This is a genomic window from Paralcaligenes ginsengisoli (assembly GCF_054781135.1).
The window spans coordinates 267,091-282,141 of record NZ_BAAGUZ010000031.1 but is presented as its reverse complement, the minus strand read 5'-3'; the positions used below and the strand labels follow the sequence as shown (position 1 = coordinate 282,141).

Below are 15,051 nucleotides of genomic sequence, written 5' to 3'. Positions count from 1 at the left end.
TGAAACCATTCTTCTGAACGGCTACCATTCCTGAGCGCTATATGTATTTCGTAGCAGCACCATTTCAAATTTAAAAAAAAGGGGCAGGTGCAATGAACGCCATCGATCGTCGAATTTTTCTGAAACTGGCCGGCGCAGCCGGCCTGGCTGGAATCTCAGGTGCGCTGCCGTCCGCCTATGCCGCGGACGAAACTGCACTATCCAAGGCCAAGGCCGAAGGCAAGGCCGTGTTTTACGCCAATATTACGTCGGTCAAGGCGATCATGAAGGCCTTCAATGCAGATACCGGCATCGATGGCATATATACACGCCTCTCCAGCTCGAAGTTCTTGCCAACCATACTCACCGAATCCGGCGCCGGCAAGTTGCTGGCTGATGTGGTGCAGGCTCCCAGGCCCATGCTGGAGCTGCTGAACGAAAAAAAGGTGCTGGCGCCCTATCACTCTCCTGCTGCCGCCGGATACCCGGACTGGGCGACAAAAGACGCGGGGATCACGCTTTTCGGTATCGAGTACGTGTCCTATCTGTATAACAAAGATCATGTCAAGGAAACCGACGCGCCAAAGCGCTATGAAGATCTGGCCGATCCAAAATGGAAGGGCAAGATCGTAATGGCCAATCCAGCTACCCATTCTTCGACTATCTCGTGGCTGGTCGGGCTCAAGGAGTTCGCTTTCAAATCCGAGGCCGACTGGATGCAGTATCTGCAAGGGCTGGCGGCCAACCAGCCTATGTTCGTGGATTCGTTCGGCCCTACGCCCGCCCCGGTTGAAAGCGGCGAGAAGCTGATTGGCATCTCCATGCCCAAATACATCATTACCAAGGCGCCCGCCCCTCTGGCCTGGGGGCCGCGCGGGGGGCAGCCGCTGCTCGGTACGCCACGCGCGATTGGCGTGGCGGCCCATGCGCCGCACCCGAATGCGGCGCGCGCGTTCATGGACTTCTGGCTTTCCAAGAAAGCGATGAGCCTGTTGGCCAAGGATGTGGGCGAATACGTGCTGGCGCCTGGTGTCTTTCCGCCTATTGACGGTATAGATAAAGTGAAGGTGATGCCGGTGCGCGACCTGTCCGACAGCGAGATTCAAAAATGGGGGCACGAGTTCGGTCAAATCTTCGCGGCCAAGTAAAGCATGGAAATCAAGATCGAAGGGCTGTCCAAAAGCTATGTGTCCGAAGGCAAGACGGTCAAGGCTCTCGACAACATCGACCTGACCATCCCGGCCAACGAGATTTTCACCTTGCTGGGGCCCAGCGGCTGCGGCAAGACCACCCTGTTGCGCTGCATTGTTGGCCTTGAAACACCCGACGAGGGTGAAATCCACATCGGCGGCGAGCTTGTGTGGTCGAAGAAAAAAGGTATTGCCATTCCTCCCGAAAAGCGTGGCTTGGGCATGGTATTTCAAACGTATGCCATCTGGCCGCACATGAATGTCTTCGACAATGTGGCCTACCCGCTGCAAATCCGGGGAGAGAGCAAAAAGGCTATTGCCGAAAAGGTAGCCAGGGTACTGCACTTCGTGCAGCTCGAAGGCGTTGAAAAACGTTCCGCGACCCGGCTCTCAGGCGGCCAGCAGCAGCGTGTCGCATTGGCTCGGGCCCTGGTTGCCGAACCCAAGGTAATTCTCTTCGACGAACCCTTGAGCAACCTGGATGCCAAGCTCAGGGAAGAAACACGCAAGGAACTCAGAACCTTTCTGGGAGCTCTCAAAATCACGGCAATCTATGTCACACACGATCGCGTCGAAGCCCTGGCATTGTCCGATTCCATTGCCGTCATGCGCTCGGGAAAAATCATCGAAATCGGCACTCCGCAGAAAATCTACTTCAATGCGGATCACCGTTTCGTGGCCGACTTCATCGGACGCGCCAACCTGATCAATGCCACAGTGCGCAGCGTGGAAGGCAATCTGACCCGAGTCGAGTCGGGGCTGGGCCTTATCGACTGCCAGCATCGCGACCTCCCGGCCGGCAGTGAAGCAACCTTGTGCATACGGCCGGAATTCATCCGCATTGGCGACAACAATCGGGAAACAGGGCAGAACATTATTGGCGGTCATATCGAGTCCCTGGAATTCGTCGGCGAAGTCTATGAGGCGGAGATCCGTGTGGGCAATGAACATCTGCTGGCCAGGATAGATCCTAGTATTACCATGAAGGAAGGCGATCAGGTTAGCTTCTACCTGGATCCCGCCCACTGCCTCCTCGTATCGGCCTGACATGGCAGGCATGAATCCGTCACGACCCAAGCTAACGTGGCTGCTGATCGCCATTGTCGGGTTTCTGACCCTTTGTCCGGTGGCGATGCTTTTTATAGGCAGCTTTTCCCAGGGGCTGACGGCATTCGGAAAGTTCACTCTCGACAAGTACCTTGCAGCGTATACCGACCCGGTATTGCTTGATGTCACCATCAATACCATTGTTTTCGTGCTGGGCTCGTCAATACTGGCCACTGGGCTGGCGCTCTTTCTCGCCTATCTGAACACTCGAACCAATATACCGTTCAAACCGTTGTTCACGGTGCTGTCGATTGTTCCGATGATGATCCCGCATTTGCTGTTTTCGGTCAGTTGGGCGCTGCTGCTGAATCCCTCCAACGGCCTGATCAATAGCTTTCTGAAAGAAGTCTTTTCGCTGCAAAGCGCGCCGTTCAATATTTACTCCCTGCCTGGCATGATTTTGGTTGAGGGGCTGTTGAATATGCCCATCGCGTATCTCATCATTGCGCCGGCCATGGCTTCCTTCGATGTGTCCCTTGAAGAATCGTCAAGGGTATTCGGAGCCAGCGTTTGGCGCACATTGGTACGAGTGACCTTACCTGTGCTGCGGCCGGCCATTCTTGCGGCGTTTGTACTGGGCATGGTACGCAGCCTTGCGTCATACGCGGTTCCCCGGGTTCTCGGCACACCCGGCCGGGTAGACGTGCTGGCCACGTATTTATATCAGATGGTCGCGACCGGTTTTTCGCCGGATTACGGCAAGGCCGCCGCACTGGGCATGAGCGTGCTGGCGGCATCCATTGGATTGATTGTGCTGTACCGCGCCCTGACCTCCGAAAGCGGCAAATACGTGACTATCTCGGGCCGCGGCTACCGTCCGACCACAATTGAGCTCAAGCGCGCAAGAATGCCGCTTTTTACCCTGGTGGCCCTGCTTTCCTTTGTCATGGCCGTACTTCCGGTAGCGGTGCTGTTCTACACATCGCTGGTGCCGTACTCGATGGTTCCGAGCGCGCGGGCTTTTTCACTGATGGGCTGGAAAAACTGGATCGACGTACTGCAAGACCCCGCATCGCTGCTCTCGCTGAAGAACAGCTTGTTCCTGGCTGTGGTCGGAGCCTCGCTTGGCGTACTGCTCTCGATATTCGTGGCCTATGTTATCGTCAAGATACGAACACGCGCTTCGGGGCTGCTCGAGTCGCTCAGCTTTCTGTCGTTTTCCTTCCCGGGCATCGTCATTGGCATTGGATTCATGTGGTTTTTCGTGCAGACACCGTTGTACGCAACGCTGACGGCCCTGCTTGTTGCTTACATCGCCACCTATCTGCCCTACGGCGTCCGGCCTTTGGCAAGCGCCTTCGTCCAGGTGCATGCCCATCTTGAAGAATCGTCGCTGGTCTGCGGGGCAAGCGCGCTGACGACCATGCGCCGCGTCATTGTGCCATTGCTTATCCCCGGCATTGTCTCGGCCTGGATACTCATGGCGACAATGTTTGTGCGCGAACTGACCGTGTCGGTGGTGCTTTCGCGGCCAGGAAGCGAAGTGCTGGCGGTCCAGATTCTCAGCTTCGCCGACGACGGGCTGTGGGGCAAGTTGTCCGCGCTGGGAATCATCATGATATTGATCTCGACCACCCTCGTGCTGCTGGCCATGTACGCCGGCAAGAAATTCAGGGCCGCACAAGGCGCATGATTCCATTGCTCCCCGGATCGCCCTGCTTATCGACCTGAATCGGCATAGTGGGAAGCGCATTGCGAAGCATTGGGATTTCACCGCCTACAATGCTGACATTGCCATCCACAAGATAGCCATGACACGCTTTTCCTTTTTGCTGCGCCTGCCGATTATTCTGCTTCTGGCCGACATCTATGTCGCCCTGCGATTGACAATCGCGGCTCCTCCCGGCATCACCCGATGGCTGGCGCCAACCGCGCTGCTGCTGATCTATCTGCTGATCCTGGCCGGTTTCTTTACACGCCGGGCGGTAGGAAAGCCGGCCATCGACGCGATTGCCTGGGCTGGCTTTCTGTCTCTGGGCCTGTTTTCCTGGCTGTTTGTGTTGACTTTGCTGCGCGATGCCTTGCTGATAGCGATAAAGGCCGCGACGATGGCCGACGGCGGAATTTTCAGCGATTCCGCCATAAGTCTGTTGCATGCGGCAAGCGCCCTGGCCGTACTGGTTGTAAGCCTGCTTGCGGTTCTGTTGGGCCTGGTCAGTGCCCGGCGTCTTGCGCGAGTGGTGGATATCGAGGTGCGACTGCCCGATCTTGCCCCCCCCCTGCGGGGATTCACCATCGTACAAGTCTCCGATCTGCATGTCGGCCCAACCATCAAGCGCCGCTACGTGAGCGCAGTGGTGCACGCCGTTAATGAGCTTTCGCCCGATATCATCGCCCTTACCGGGGATCTGGTCGATGGCAGCGTGGCCAGCCTTTCCGAACACATCCAGCCTTTGGCCGGGCTCAAGGCGCGCCATGGTGTCTATGCAGTTACAGGCAATCATGAATACTACTCCGGGGCGGCACAATGGGTGGCCGAGTTCCGGCGGCTGGGGTTCCAGGTACTTATGAATCAGCACCGGGTCCTGGTCCGCCAAGACGCCACGCTGGTAGTGGCCGGCGTGACCGACTTTAGCGCCCGGAACTTCGATGCCGAGCAGGCCAGCGATCCTCTGCTCGCCTTGCACGGCGCGCCCGCCAATGCCGCGGCCAGGATATTGCTGGCGCATCAGCCGCGCAGCGCCCGTGCCGCGGAAGCGGCGGGTTACGACCTGCAGTTGTCGGGCCATACTCACGGTGGACAATTCTGGCCTTGGAAATACTTTGTGCCCCTGCAGCAACCTTTCGTGGACGGCTTGCATCGATACGGCCGCATGCAGGTGTATGTCAGCCGCGGCACAGGCTATTGGGGACCGCCAATGCGCCTGGGCGCGCGCTCGGAAATAACCCGGATTCGCCTGGCCGGCTAGAACTTCCTTCCAGAATTCCCGCAGCCCGAAGCTTCGGGGCATCTCCGATACGTGAAAACCCGCATTTAAAAATTGGCACAAATTGAGCCACCTATTCTATAATGTATTAATACAACCTAGAACATTATGGCCAAGTCAAAATCTCTCAAGAAAAGCCCCTCATCGCAAGCGCTGCTGGATCCGCTTTGTGAAGAGCCTCTCTATATCCAAATCGCCAACCGTCTGGCTACGGAAATCTCCAGCGCCCGACTGGCCCCCGGCATGCGTGTACCCAGCGAAGCCGAGCTGATGACCATTTATGGGGTAAGCCGCATTACCGTACGGCAGGCCATTGCGCTGCTTGCCCGCAATGGGCAGGTTGTGGCGCGCCGCGGCAAGGGTACATTTGTATCGCGACCACCGCTGCATCAAGACCTGAGCATGTTTCAAGGATTCCAGGATGCCTTGCGCAATCAGGGAGTCGAGCCTCAGACCGAACTGCTTGAATTTTCAAGCTCGGCCGGCCGCATCGACCGCAGCCTGCCCGAAGGGCTGGACCTGCCGGTGCGCATGCGGCGCCGCTATTGTGTAGACGATCAACCCTTTGCCGTGGTGGAGGCGTTCTTGCCGGCATCGGCCGCCGCCGTGGGCGAGCGCCGCGCGCGCGATTTGATGGTCTATGAAATTCTGCAGCAATTTCTCGGCCTGCGCATCGATCGTGCCGATGTCGTCATTCGCTGTGCACAGCCTACCGCCGCGGTGAGCCGCGAATTGGCGATCGATGCGCGGGCCAACGTACTTGTCATGGAAAGAACCTCGCGGACGGCGGCCGGGGCAATTTGCGAATTCATGCGCATCTATATTGTTCCGGAACGCTATGCGTTCCGTCTCAGCATGCCCGGGCCGCTCGAGATTGCGAGCGCTTTGCGTCCGGTCGAACGCGGAAAGAAGCTTAAACAGCAGTAAATCCAGCAGGCCTGATCACCCACCCCCAGGAGCGAGTGCCATGTCATTTTCGAATCACCGTCGTCAATTGATGCTTACGCCGCTAATTGCCGGACTATCCGGCATTTTCCAATCGACGCGTGCGTTGGCGCAAACGTATCCGTCCAGCAAAGTACGCATGATCGTGCCATTTCCACCCGGAGGCCCGACAGACATTGTTGCCAGGCCTCTGGCGAAATTGCTTGGCGACATCCTGAAGCAGCAGGTCTATATTGACAATCGGGGCGGCGCGGGCGGATCCATAGGCGCAGAAGCGGTCGCCACGGCATCGCCAGATGGCTATACCTTATTGATGGCGACTGTCGGAACCAATGCCATCAACACCACACTCTACAAAAAACTGCCCTACGATGTCATTGCCAGTTTTACGCCTATATCCACCATAGCCAGCGCGCCGATCGGCGTTGTGGTCAACCCCAAGGCCGGATTCAAATCGCTGGCAGACCTCGTGACTCAGGCTCGAGCGCGGCCGGGCCTGATCAACTATGGTTCGGCAGGCAATGGAACGCCGGGGCATCTGGCCGGCGCCATGTTCTGCAAGGCGGCCGGCATCACGCTGACGCATGTGCCGTACAAAGGCAGTTCACCGGCAATCACGGATCTGATTGGCGGCCAGATTCCTTTGATGTTCGATCCGGTGCAGTCCATATTGCCGCATGTACTCAGCGGCAAGTTGATTGCCCTGGCCGTGACCAGCCGAACGCGATCGAGTGTGTTGCCGAATGTGCCTACGGTATCCGAATCAGGATACGAAGGGTTCGAAGCAACAGCCTGGTGGGCTGTATTTGCCCCTGCGAAATTACCCCCCAATATAAAACACATTTTGACTACCGCCCTTGAAAGCATAGTCCGTTCCGAAAGCTATGCCAAAAGGCTCAATAGCATAGGCGTGCAGCCGCTCGATGTTCCGCTGGCCGCGTTCCAGAAAAAGGAAATTGCCAAATGGGGCGCGGCAGTTCGCGAAACCGGCCTTTCCCTGGATTGAAACCATGAATTTAAACGATGAAGAAAAAGCCATGCTTGCCGGAGAATTCGGCAAAGTGGCGGAAATTGCAATCAGGCATCAAGTCTCTGTCGGGGATTTTTTTGGGGCCAAGGATTTCGTTCCCATTACGCAGGCCCATATCATGGCAGACACCGAAAGCCTGGGGCAAGCCGGAGTGTTGTGGCTCGAAGGGCTGGCGGAAGCCAAAGACGGCCGCCATCAGGTCCGGGTGCCGACCATCACCGATCCCCGTGGCACCGATTTTTCGAAATCGGATGTAATTGGCCAGGCCGACTGGATGCTGCATCTGGAAAGGCGCGCCATCGATGCATTCGTGAAGCTGGGTGTGAGCATGACCGACACCTGCATCAACTACCAGACTGTGCTTGCCGCCACTCGGGGCGAGCATGTTGCGTTCGGCGATACCGGCGTGGTGATCTATTCCAATTCGGTCAATGGCGCACGGTCCAATTTCGAAGGCGGCCCTTCCGCCCTCTCTGCCGGTCTGACAGGCCGTACACCGCGCTACGGTTTTCATCTTGACGAACACCGGCAAGCCACGCTGCGCGTGCGTGTGGAATGGACCCCGAACACGCTGAACGAATGGGGAGCGCTGGGCGGGGTCATCGGCCGTCTGGCGGGAAATTATTGGCAAGTCCCCGTTATAGAGGGGATAGACAGAGCGCCAACTTCCGACGAACTCAAGCATTTCGGAGCGGCGATGGCCAGTTTCGGATCGACGGCCCTCTACCACCTGGTCGGAATCACACCTGAAGCGTCGCGCCTTGGCGATGTCGGCGGCGATGTCCTGCCAGTGCAACATCATATAAAAAAGAGCGACCTTGACGCTTTGCGAGACAGCTATGCCGTCGACAATAAAGTCGATGTCGTTGTGTTTTCCGCGCCGCAGCTCAGTCTGTATGAACTGCGATCTATTGCTGCGCTAAGCAAGGGGCGGCGCTTCAAAGTTCCGTTACTGGCAATTACCAGCCCCCAAGTCAAGCCTGATGCCGACAGATTCGGATATACCCAGGACATAGAATCCGCAGGCGGTACGGTGATGTCGGGCATGTGCTTCTATCAATCTTATGCACGCGAGATTGCCGAAGCCAAAGGCTGGAAGCACCTGGCAACCAATAGCGCAAAACTGGTCAATATCCTGGGCGGCTATGGCTATGTGCCAAAACTTGCTTCGATGGAAGCCTGCATTGCAGCGGCTGAAAAAGGAGAACTTCAATGAACACGCTGCTATTTCACGCGCGCCACGCAATGGGGCGCAAAGTCTCGGGCAAAGCCCTCGTCGCCCATGACGGGCTTTCGGCGCGCTACGACCTGGACCGGCTTCGAGGTGTGTTTTCACGCCCCACGCATAAACTGGCTGGCCAATCCTACGTCGACTGCATACTGGTGCTGGATACCGCCAAGGGGGGAGTTGCCAGCGCATGGATGCTGCATGAAATGCGCTCCCGCAACATGGCGCCGCTGGCCATTGTCTTCAATACGGTCAATACCATTCTTGTGCAAGGCGCCGCGCTGGGCGACATCACCATGCTTGCCGGATTCGATGAAGATGTAACTGCCTTGGTGCCGCATGGATCGCAGATTGAACTCGACCCGCAGGCAAAAACATTGCGCGTCATCGATCAATTCGGCCAGGCGATTGCCGATTCGAGGCAAACCTCTGGCAGTTCTCCGTTAAGGCCCATGCATAAGCGCAGCTGATTAGCGTTCGTCGATAGCCGTCGGCTCGCTATGCATGATGGCCGGCTTTCGGCACTACAATTTATCCATGCCCGGGCTGTGGATTTTGTATACGCAGCAATTATTTTTCTTCGAATCAAAAGGACCTTCTTCCATGACAGGTTGGCGCGCACGACTGGGGTTTCTTATCCCACCCGGCAGTCCCACGACAGAGCCGGAAATCTGCAAGATGACGCCACCGGGCGTATCGGCTCATTTCACGCGCATGGTCGCACACGGCATCGCGGGAAGCCTTGAGGGGCAAGAAGAACGCAACAGAACGCAAATAGCGCATCTCGACGAGAATATTGCGCTTTTGTCCATGGTGAAGCCTTCGGTAATCACCCTGGCACACACGGCCACCAGCTATACCCTGGGCCGGGCTGCCGAACAAGATCTCGTGCAACGCATCGAAGGCACCACAGGCATCCCCTTCATTACCGCTTTTGGAAGCGTCGTTGCCGCCCTCAGGCATCTGGGCATCAGCCGCGTAGCGGTTGGAACTCCCTATAGCGAAGCCTCCACGCTTCAATGCAAGGCCAATCTTCAAGCGCATGGCTTCGAAGTCGTCAGTTGCGCGCGCCTTGAAGGCGTGACGAATATCTACGACGAAACTGCGGAACGGGCGTATCGGCTCGCCCGGCAGGTAGATGTCGTCGGTGCGCAAGCCGTATTTCTCAGCGGCGTCGGCATGCCGACGATCGATATACTGGAAGTGCTGGAACGCGACATTGGAAAGCCGGCCATATCCAGCGCATCGGCCATGATGTGGAATGCATTGCGGATCGCCGGCGTCAATGCCTCTGTAGCGGGATATGGCCGGCTTTTACAAGGCTTGCAGGGCTGACCCATGCGACGATTTGTTTATCCGAGCCCGCCCCGGGTTCGTAAAGGAGCCATAATGAATTGCCATATAAAGTGTGTCGTTGCAATGATTGGGCTAATGTTATCGATGCAGGTTGCCGCCCAATCGATGTGCCGCCCAGTCTTGTGCGCCTTGCGACATCAAGGAAAAATCATGAAACTTCGCTTTGATCCAGTCAAATTTGCCGGATACGGGGCATGCGCCCTGCTCTGCTCCATGCCGCTTTCGAGCCAGGCCGCGCTGGCGGCGGGAAATCCGGCGCCAAGCTTTACCGTAGAAGCAACCCTGGGTGGCAATGCTTTCGGTTTCTCCCTGGATGAGGCCCTTAAAAAAGGCCCGGTTGTGCTCTATTTTTATCCTGCCGCCTTTACAAAAGGCTGTACGATCGAGGCGCATGATTTTGCCGAAGCGACCGACGAATACAAAAAATACGGTGCGACGGTATTAGGCGTTTCGGCCGACAAGCTCGACAAACTCAAGAAATTCTCTGTAAGCGAGTGCAGGAGCAAATTTGCGGTTGGGGCCGATCCCGATTCAAAAATAATCAGGGCATACGATGCCAAGATGGCGTTTATGCCGAACATGGCCAACCGCATCTCCTATGTAATCACCCCCGACCATAAAATTTACTATGAATACAGCAGTATGGATCCGGATGGCCACGTAAAAAACACCATGGCGGCGGTCAGGAAATGGGCTGACGAGCATCGGTGACCCGGCCGGCGACCGCTGTGTGCATAATCCAATTCAATGCAGTTAGTCATCGGCGGGCTTATTCAGCCAATTGTGCCAGCCATCGTGGCCGAGGCGACGGAGCGTTTCCTGGTTGCGTTCGTAGATTGTGCTCGTATCGGAAAACCCTGCCAGCGCACGCTCAATACTGGCTTCGCGCAGCAACTGAAAAATCGGATATGGAGCCCGGTTAGTGTAGTTTTCAATGTCGTCGGTACCCCTGTCGGCGAACTGATAGCGCGGATGAAAGCTTGCAATCTGCAATACTCCGGTCAAACGCATACGCTTGAGCAAGCGCTGGGCTCGATTCAAAAAATTGTTGTAGTCAAGAAAGTCGCTCAAGATATCGGGCACGATCAACAGGCTTGTATCGACCTGGGCCGGATCGGCATCAGCCAAATAAATCATTTCGGCCTCAAGCGCCGCCAAAACGTCTTGATCGGATATCGAGCGATCAATCACGTACCGGATCTGCTTTTTTATATAGACGCTTTTGGCAAATGGACATAAATTGAGCCCGATAACGGCGCGAACAAGCCAATGCTGTGTCGCCGCCAAAATCGATGCATCGTTTTCAACTTTATTCATTTGATCCCTTGCGGCGGTTCGCGACCGGCCGTATCAGTATGGCGATTTTCGGCCTTTTTAGCCGACTGGCCTGCTCAGCCGTGGGGGTCGTCTATTTTGGCGCGCAAGCGTTTGACTTCGCCATGCAGGGTTTTGCGCAAAACCCGCCGGCGTTGCGATGCGCGCGTCGGGCGGGTCGGTTTGCGCAACGTGGGCTGGTGCACGGCGGCGCGAATTAAGGTCAATAGCCGCTCGATGGCATCGGCGCGATTCTTTTCCTGGCTGCGAAAAGATTGCGCCTTGATCACAATGATCCCGTCCTTCGATACGCGGCGATCACCCAGCGCATGCAAGGCGGCCTTGCACTCTTCAGGCAAGGTCGATTGGGAAATATCGAAACGCAGATGAATGGCGCTGGATACCTTGTTCACATTCTGGCCGCCCGCGCCTTGGGCGCGAATCATGGTGAATTCGATTTCGCGTTCGTCGAGGAAAAGATTGGCATGTATATGGAGCATAGGCAGCGATAGTACTGCATTAAGCCATCACGGCTTGCGTGGGCAGCTTGCCGGGATCGATCCGCCAAACAGAACGGCTTGCCCGCACGCAGAAGTAAACATGCGCCGGGCGTCATGCCCCACCCCGGGCACTTCAACGAGGGATTGCTTCAGATGGGCTGGATGGCGGTGTTGCATGTAGCTGAAATAGGCCAGCCCTCGAGCCAATCGATATGGGCCCTGGGCCATTCCCGCGCACGAGCGGTCGATAAAATGGGTGTACGGATTGGTGTCGGCCGTACCCAGCAAATACGCAACCTCGCGCATGGCATAACGGGCCTCGAGTCCGGCTTCGTTCTGTTTTGCGACATAAGGGGGAGCGTCTTTCAGCCCATATTTCCATTCGATGGCCTTGGGACACGATGCAATATCGGCGGGCTGGAACGAACCCTGCGGAGCAGGCCTGTCGTTGCTGAAATACAAATAGCTTGATGGATTTGCCACGACGTAGCGAACGTCAATGCCCGCCTTGCGCGGGATTGCTTCGCCCTGGCCTGCTACGGCATAGCGTTGAACAACCTGAGCGCCGGCCGAATGCCCCACCACAACAAGCTGCGTCAGGGCCGGATATAGCGTGCGATCGGCAAAATGCCCGAGCAGCGCATCCAATGCAGAAAAAGAACTGATCGGAACCGGAACGCGTGCCGGTTCACCGCCTTTCCAGCCCCCCGAACTCCATGCCAGAGTGTCGGGTGGGAGCTTGAATGCGCGCACATCCTGGAGAGCCAGGAACTGCGGCGCAACTACCATAGTGCCTGCGCCTTTCTTTCCGGCGTCCTGCACAGTCTCCTGGCCACTGGCAAAGTAAGTACCCGCGTTTCGCAGCGTACCATGAACAATGATCAGCACTCTTTTTATATCGGGCGCCGCAACGTCAATCTTGCGGCTGGCATAAAGCGGCAAGATTCCAGTTCCGTCCTGCGTGGTAACGACGAGGTGCTGGTTGGCGATTTCCTTTACGGGCGCCTTCTGGCCCGATACTGTTTTTTTGGGCTCGGCATTGCAATTCAATGCTCCAAGAGCGATAAAAACCGTAAAGAGAAAGCGCATTGCCAAACTTGCGGGCATGGAGGGCTCACTTTTGTGTCGAGAAGGAAAATTTCCGGTGATTTGTGTACGCAGCACGTATCAGTCAGGCCTATCCAGTCATAAAGGCGGCACCAGGCCGTTCAATCCGACCGTAACTCGTACCGTACTGATAGAGCCATCCGCTTGTTTTGTTGCGCGGATCGATACGTGTTCCCCTGGCGTGAGTGCGCTGCGATCGCTTGGGGACAACATTACAATCGGTACGCCATCCGGTATTTGAACCTGTTGCTCTCCACCTTTGTAATGCAGAGTCAATATACGGCCATGCACAGCAGTCACCACGTTTTCCACGGTTGCGTTGGTCATGGTGTTTTCATTATCCATGGGGCGATGGCCCTCGCCGGTCCCGCGCATGCTCTCGGGGAAAATATGCACTTCCAGCGCCACCAATTGGCCATTGGGCCCTGGGCGGGCGGCTGTGCCGACAAATTTTCCGGTGCTGATGTCCGCCAAGCTGGCGGCCGCCATGGCTGTGACCTTGGCTGTGTCCTCGAGCTTGATATGAAAAACGGTTGCATCCTTGGTTTTTATGGTCAGGATGGAATTATCGAGTTTTTCGATTTCTCCGCGTACCCGCGCGGACTGCGCAAACGAGGAAACCGAAATAGCGGACAGCAGTAGCGCCGCAAGGATACGACTAAGCTTCATGATGTGTGTTCCGGCAGTCGATAATTTCCGATGGCCCTGAAAGCCCCGGTTTCAGACACTAGGTGTTTTTCGAGTGTAATCCTAAAGGACGGATATGGGGTCAATCCGCATATTTGCCGTTCATAAGCGTCTGCAATCCCTTGAGCAGCTCGCGCAACTCGGCTTGCATCGCCAGCGCGCGAGCGGTGGAATCATGCCTCGGCCGGTTTCCGAAGTTTGGCGTAGCTCCGCTGCCTCTGGTAACGGCGATTTTCATGCTGGCCGCCCTGGCCGCTCTCTGGCTTTCACATCGTAGCCAGGTGCGAGCCACTGGCGCGTGTCCGGCCTGCATTTCATGAGTCGCCATACGGCCATACGGTTACAGACTGCAGGCATCAATCGGGCAACCACTCCTGCACCGTCATTTCAATGGTAATGCAGGTTGGCGATGAGCCCCGCACGAACTTGCCTGCAAAAACAGTACCCTGGTTATCGGCGACTATGCCGAATAAATTCGCCGCGGCATGCCCGGACCTTGCATCGACCGACACATTCCCGGAAAGGGACAGCAACTCTACCGCATAGCCCTCCACATCGACAGTCTTGGAGGTATCTCCAGCCGACTGTTCCAGCCGGGCGCGGAACAGGCTGCCCAGGCCGCCCTTGACCACAGCATTCTCGACCTGGTTTCTGGCACACAGTTCCTCAACGCTTTCGACCAGATCGTCATTGCAAAGCAAGCGGGCGGAAAAAATGCGGCCGAACTTGCCGCTGACTAGCCTAGACTCCATGGCTTGGCCTCTCGTATTTGACGGGGTGGAATACGTGCATATTCGATGTGCGGTCCAATTCGACGGCGAAACCGGTATTGGGCGTGGATGTTACCTGTATGGTCAGCCCTGCGCCGCCGGCCATGCAATCCATCACGCTTAAATGGCCGCCGTGCATCCGGTTGTCCGCATCAATCAGAAAACCGTGGCAATGCAATAAAGGGGTTTCGTTCTTCCCAAGGCCGTAGATCGCATTGGCCGAAAAAAGCAAAGCCTTGCCTATGTTGATCCCCGTGCCGTACTTTACCAAGGTCTTGCCGGTAGTTTCGGGAGGCGCGGTATGGTAGACGGCCAAGTCCAGCATGCCGGGCGCAAATTCAAGTTGGGCAAACCTGATTGCAGCCTTGTCCAGCGCCTGGTGCACGCCATTCCAGATGCTTTCGCCGGCGTTTATGGATAATTGAAAATGGTCGACATCCCAATCGTCGACAGACAAGACTCTGCTGCTCATGGCGAAAACCTTTAAAAAGCGGCAATGGCTCGTGGCGTATTGCAACTTAAATCCCGGATGATGTGTTCCTCGGCATGAAGTCCTTGTGGGGCAGCCGAGGAGCATTTCTGCAATAAGGTCCATATAATGGATCGAACTACAGATTCATGGCTTATGATAAATGAATATGTTTCCTGCAACAAGAAGAATCAAGGATATTAGGGGTAGTTACCAATCCATAATATGGACTCATAATGCATGGGCCACGGTGCAACGCACCGCGTGCTCAAAGTGCGATGTAAAAATGCCGGCAGATATGCCGGATCATGCGATTTGATTGCGTGCCGTAGCAGCGCTTGCTACACTTTGCGCGGAGATGGCATTCCTCCGTTAACCGTCGGCACGCGCCGGATGATGATGCCTGCAGGTTCCTGGGTCAGGAGCTGCGGGCCCGCGTGCA

General features: G+C 56.4%; 17 protein-coding genes and 1 riboswitch. Of the genes, 10 read left to right on the top strand and 7 right to left on the bottom strand.

Going from position 1 to position 15,051, the window contains the following annotated elements; all coding sequences use genetic code 11:
- Nucleotides 1-92: 92 nt before the first annotated feature.
- The 10 genes from ACYVIS_RS15380 (at nucleotide 93) to ACYVIS_RS15335 (ending at nucleotide 10,473) form a co-directional block, all read left to right on the top strand.
- Entirely contained in the window at nucleotides 93-1,127 is a 1,035-nt protein-coding gene (locus ACYVIS_RS15380; RefSeq protein WP_460874342.1) for an ABC transporter substrate-binding protein, read from the top strand.
- A 3-nt stretch (nucleotides 1,128-1,130) separates the two neighbouring features.
- Nucleotides 1,131-2,216 (top strand): ABC transporter ATP-binding protein, encoded by a 1,086-nt coding sequence (locus ACYVIS_RS15375; protein ID WP_460874341.1) that lies wholly within the window; start codon nucleotides 1,131-1,133, stop codon nucleotides 2,214-2,216.
- Nucleotides 2,217-2,226: 10 nt separating this feature from the next.
- On the top strand, nucleotides 2,227-3,909 hold the full coding sequence (locus ACYVIS_RS15370; RefSeq protein ID WP_232743132.1) for an ABC transporter permease: 1,683 nt from the start codon (nucleotides 2,227-2,229) through the stop codon (nucleotides 3,907-3,909).
- A 112-nt stretch (nucleotides 3,910-4,021) separates the two neighbouring features.
- Nucleotides 4,022-5,185 (top strand): metallophosphoesterase, encoded by a 1,164-nt coding sequence (locus ACYVIS_RS15365; protein ID WP_460874400.1) that lies wholly within the window; start codon nucleotides 4,022-4,024, stop codon nucleotides 5,183-5,185.
- A 126-nt stretch (nucleotides 5,186-5,311) separates the two neighbouring features.
- Nucleotides 5,312-6,130 carry a GntR family transcriptional regulator gene (locus ACYVIS_RS15360; protein ID WP_232743131.1) on the top strand — a complete coding sequence of 273 codons (819 nt, stop codon included), beginning with the start codon at nucleotides 5,312-5,314 and terminating at the stop codon, nucleotides 6,128-6,130.
- Between the two features lie 40 nt (nucleotides 6,131-6,170).
- Nucleotides 6,171-7,154 (top strand): Bug family tripartite tricarboxylate transporter substrate binding protein, encoded by a 984-nt coding sequence (locus ACYVIS_RS15355; RefSeq protein WP_460874340.1) that lies wholly within the window; start codon nucleotides 6,171-6,173, stop codon nucleotides 7,152-7,154.
- Nucleotides 7,155-7,158: 4 nt separating this feature from the next.
- Nucleotides 7,159-8,394, top strand: a complete 1,236-nt coding sequence (locus ACYVIS_RS15350) for an aconitase X (RefSeq protein WP_460874339.1) — start codon at nucleotides 7,159-7,161, stop codon at nucleotides 8,392-8,394.
- On the top strand, nucleotides 8,391-8,876 hold the full coding sequence (locus ACYVIS_RS15345; protein WP_460874338.1) for an aconitase X swivel domain-containing protein: 486 nt from the start codon (nucleotides 8,391-8,393) through the stop codon (nucleotides 8,874-8,876). The genes ACYVIS_RS15350 and ACYVIS_RS15345 overlap by 4 nt, the downstream gene beginning before the upstream one ends.
- A gap of 133 nt (nucleotides 8,877-9,009) precedes the next feature.
- Nucleotides 9,010-9,741: a maleate cis-trans isomerase family protein gene (locus ACYVIS_RS15340; protein ID WP_460874337.1), complete on the top strand. Its 732-nt coding sequence runs from the start codon at nucleotides 9,010-9,012 to the stop codon at nucleotides 9,739-9,741.
- 171 nt (nucleotides 9,742-9,912) lie between these two features.
- On the top strand, nucleotides 9,913-10,473 hold the full coding sequence (locus ACYVIS_RS15335) for a peroxiredoxin (RefSeq protein WP_370635937.1): 561 nt from the start codon (nucleotides 9,913-9,915) through the stop codon (nucleotides 10,471-10,473).
- A gap of 42 nt (nucleotides 10,474-10,515) precedes the next feature.
- On the opposite strand, the gene ACYVIS_RS15330 is transcribed toward ACYVIS_RS15335, so the two are convergent.
- The 7 genes from ACYVIS_RS15330 to ACYVIS_RS15300 form a co-directional block, all read right to left on the bottom strand.
- On the bottom strand, nucleotides 10,516-11,079 hold the full coding sequence (locus tag ACYVIS_RS15330; protein ID WP_232743126.1) for a DUF1415 domain-containing protein: 564 nt from the start codon (nucleotides 11,077-11,079) through the stop codon (nucleotides 10,516-10,518).
- A gap of 74 nt (nucleotides 11,080-11,153) precedes the next feature.
- Complete coding sequence (gene arfB / locus ACYVIS_RS15325; RefSeq protein WP_460874336.1) at nucleotides 11,154-11,576, bottom strand: alternative ribosome rescue aminoacyl-tRNA hydrolase ArfB; 423 nt, start codon at nucleotides 11,574-11,576, stop codon at nucleotides 11,154-11,156.
- Nucleotides 11,577-11,603: 27 nt separating this feature from the next.
- Nucleotides 11,604-12,683 (bottom strand): alpha/beta fold hydrolase, encoded by a 1,080-nt coding sequence (locus ACYVIS_RS15320; RefSeq protein ID WP_460874335.1) that lies wholly within the window; start codon nucleotides 12,681-12,683, stop codon nucleotides 11,604-11,606.
- A 78-nt stretch (nucleotides 12,684-12,761) separates the two neighbouring features.
- On the bottom strand, nucleotides 12,762-13,352 hold the full coding sequence (locus tag ACYVIS_RS15315; RefSeq protein WP_460874334.1) for a hypothetical protein: 591 nt from the start codon (nucleotides 13,350-13,352) through the stop codon (nucleotides 12,762-12,764).
- 100 nt (nucleotides 13,353-13,452) lie between these two features.
- Nucleotides 13,453-13,608, bottom strand: a complete 156-nt coding sequence (locus ACYVIS_RS15310; protein WP_460874333.1) for a hypothetical protein — start codon at nucleotides 13,606-13,608, stop codon at nucleotides 13,453-13,455.
- Between the two features lie 118 nt (nucleotides 13,609-13,726).
- Entirely contained in the window at nucleotides 13,727-14,122 is a 396-nt protein-coding gene (locus ACYVIS_RS15305; protein ID WP_232743120.1) for a PPC domain-containing DNA-binding protein, read from the bottom strand.
- Entirely contained in the window at nucleotides 14,112-14,612 is a 501-nt protein-coding gene (locus ACYVIS_RS15300) for a DNA-binding protein (RefSeq protein WP_232743119.1), read from the bottom strand. Before ACYVIS_RS15300 ends, ACYVIS_RS15305 begins: the two co-directional genes overlap by 11 nt.
- Nucleotides 14,613-14,954: 342 nt before the next feature.
- Nucleotides 14,955-15,022, top strand: a riboswitch (Fluoride riboswitch).
- The last annotated feature ends 29 nt before the right edge of the window (nucleotides 15,023-15,051 follow it).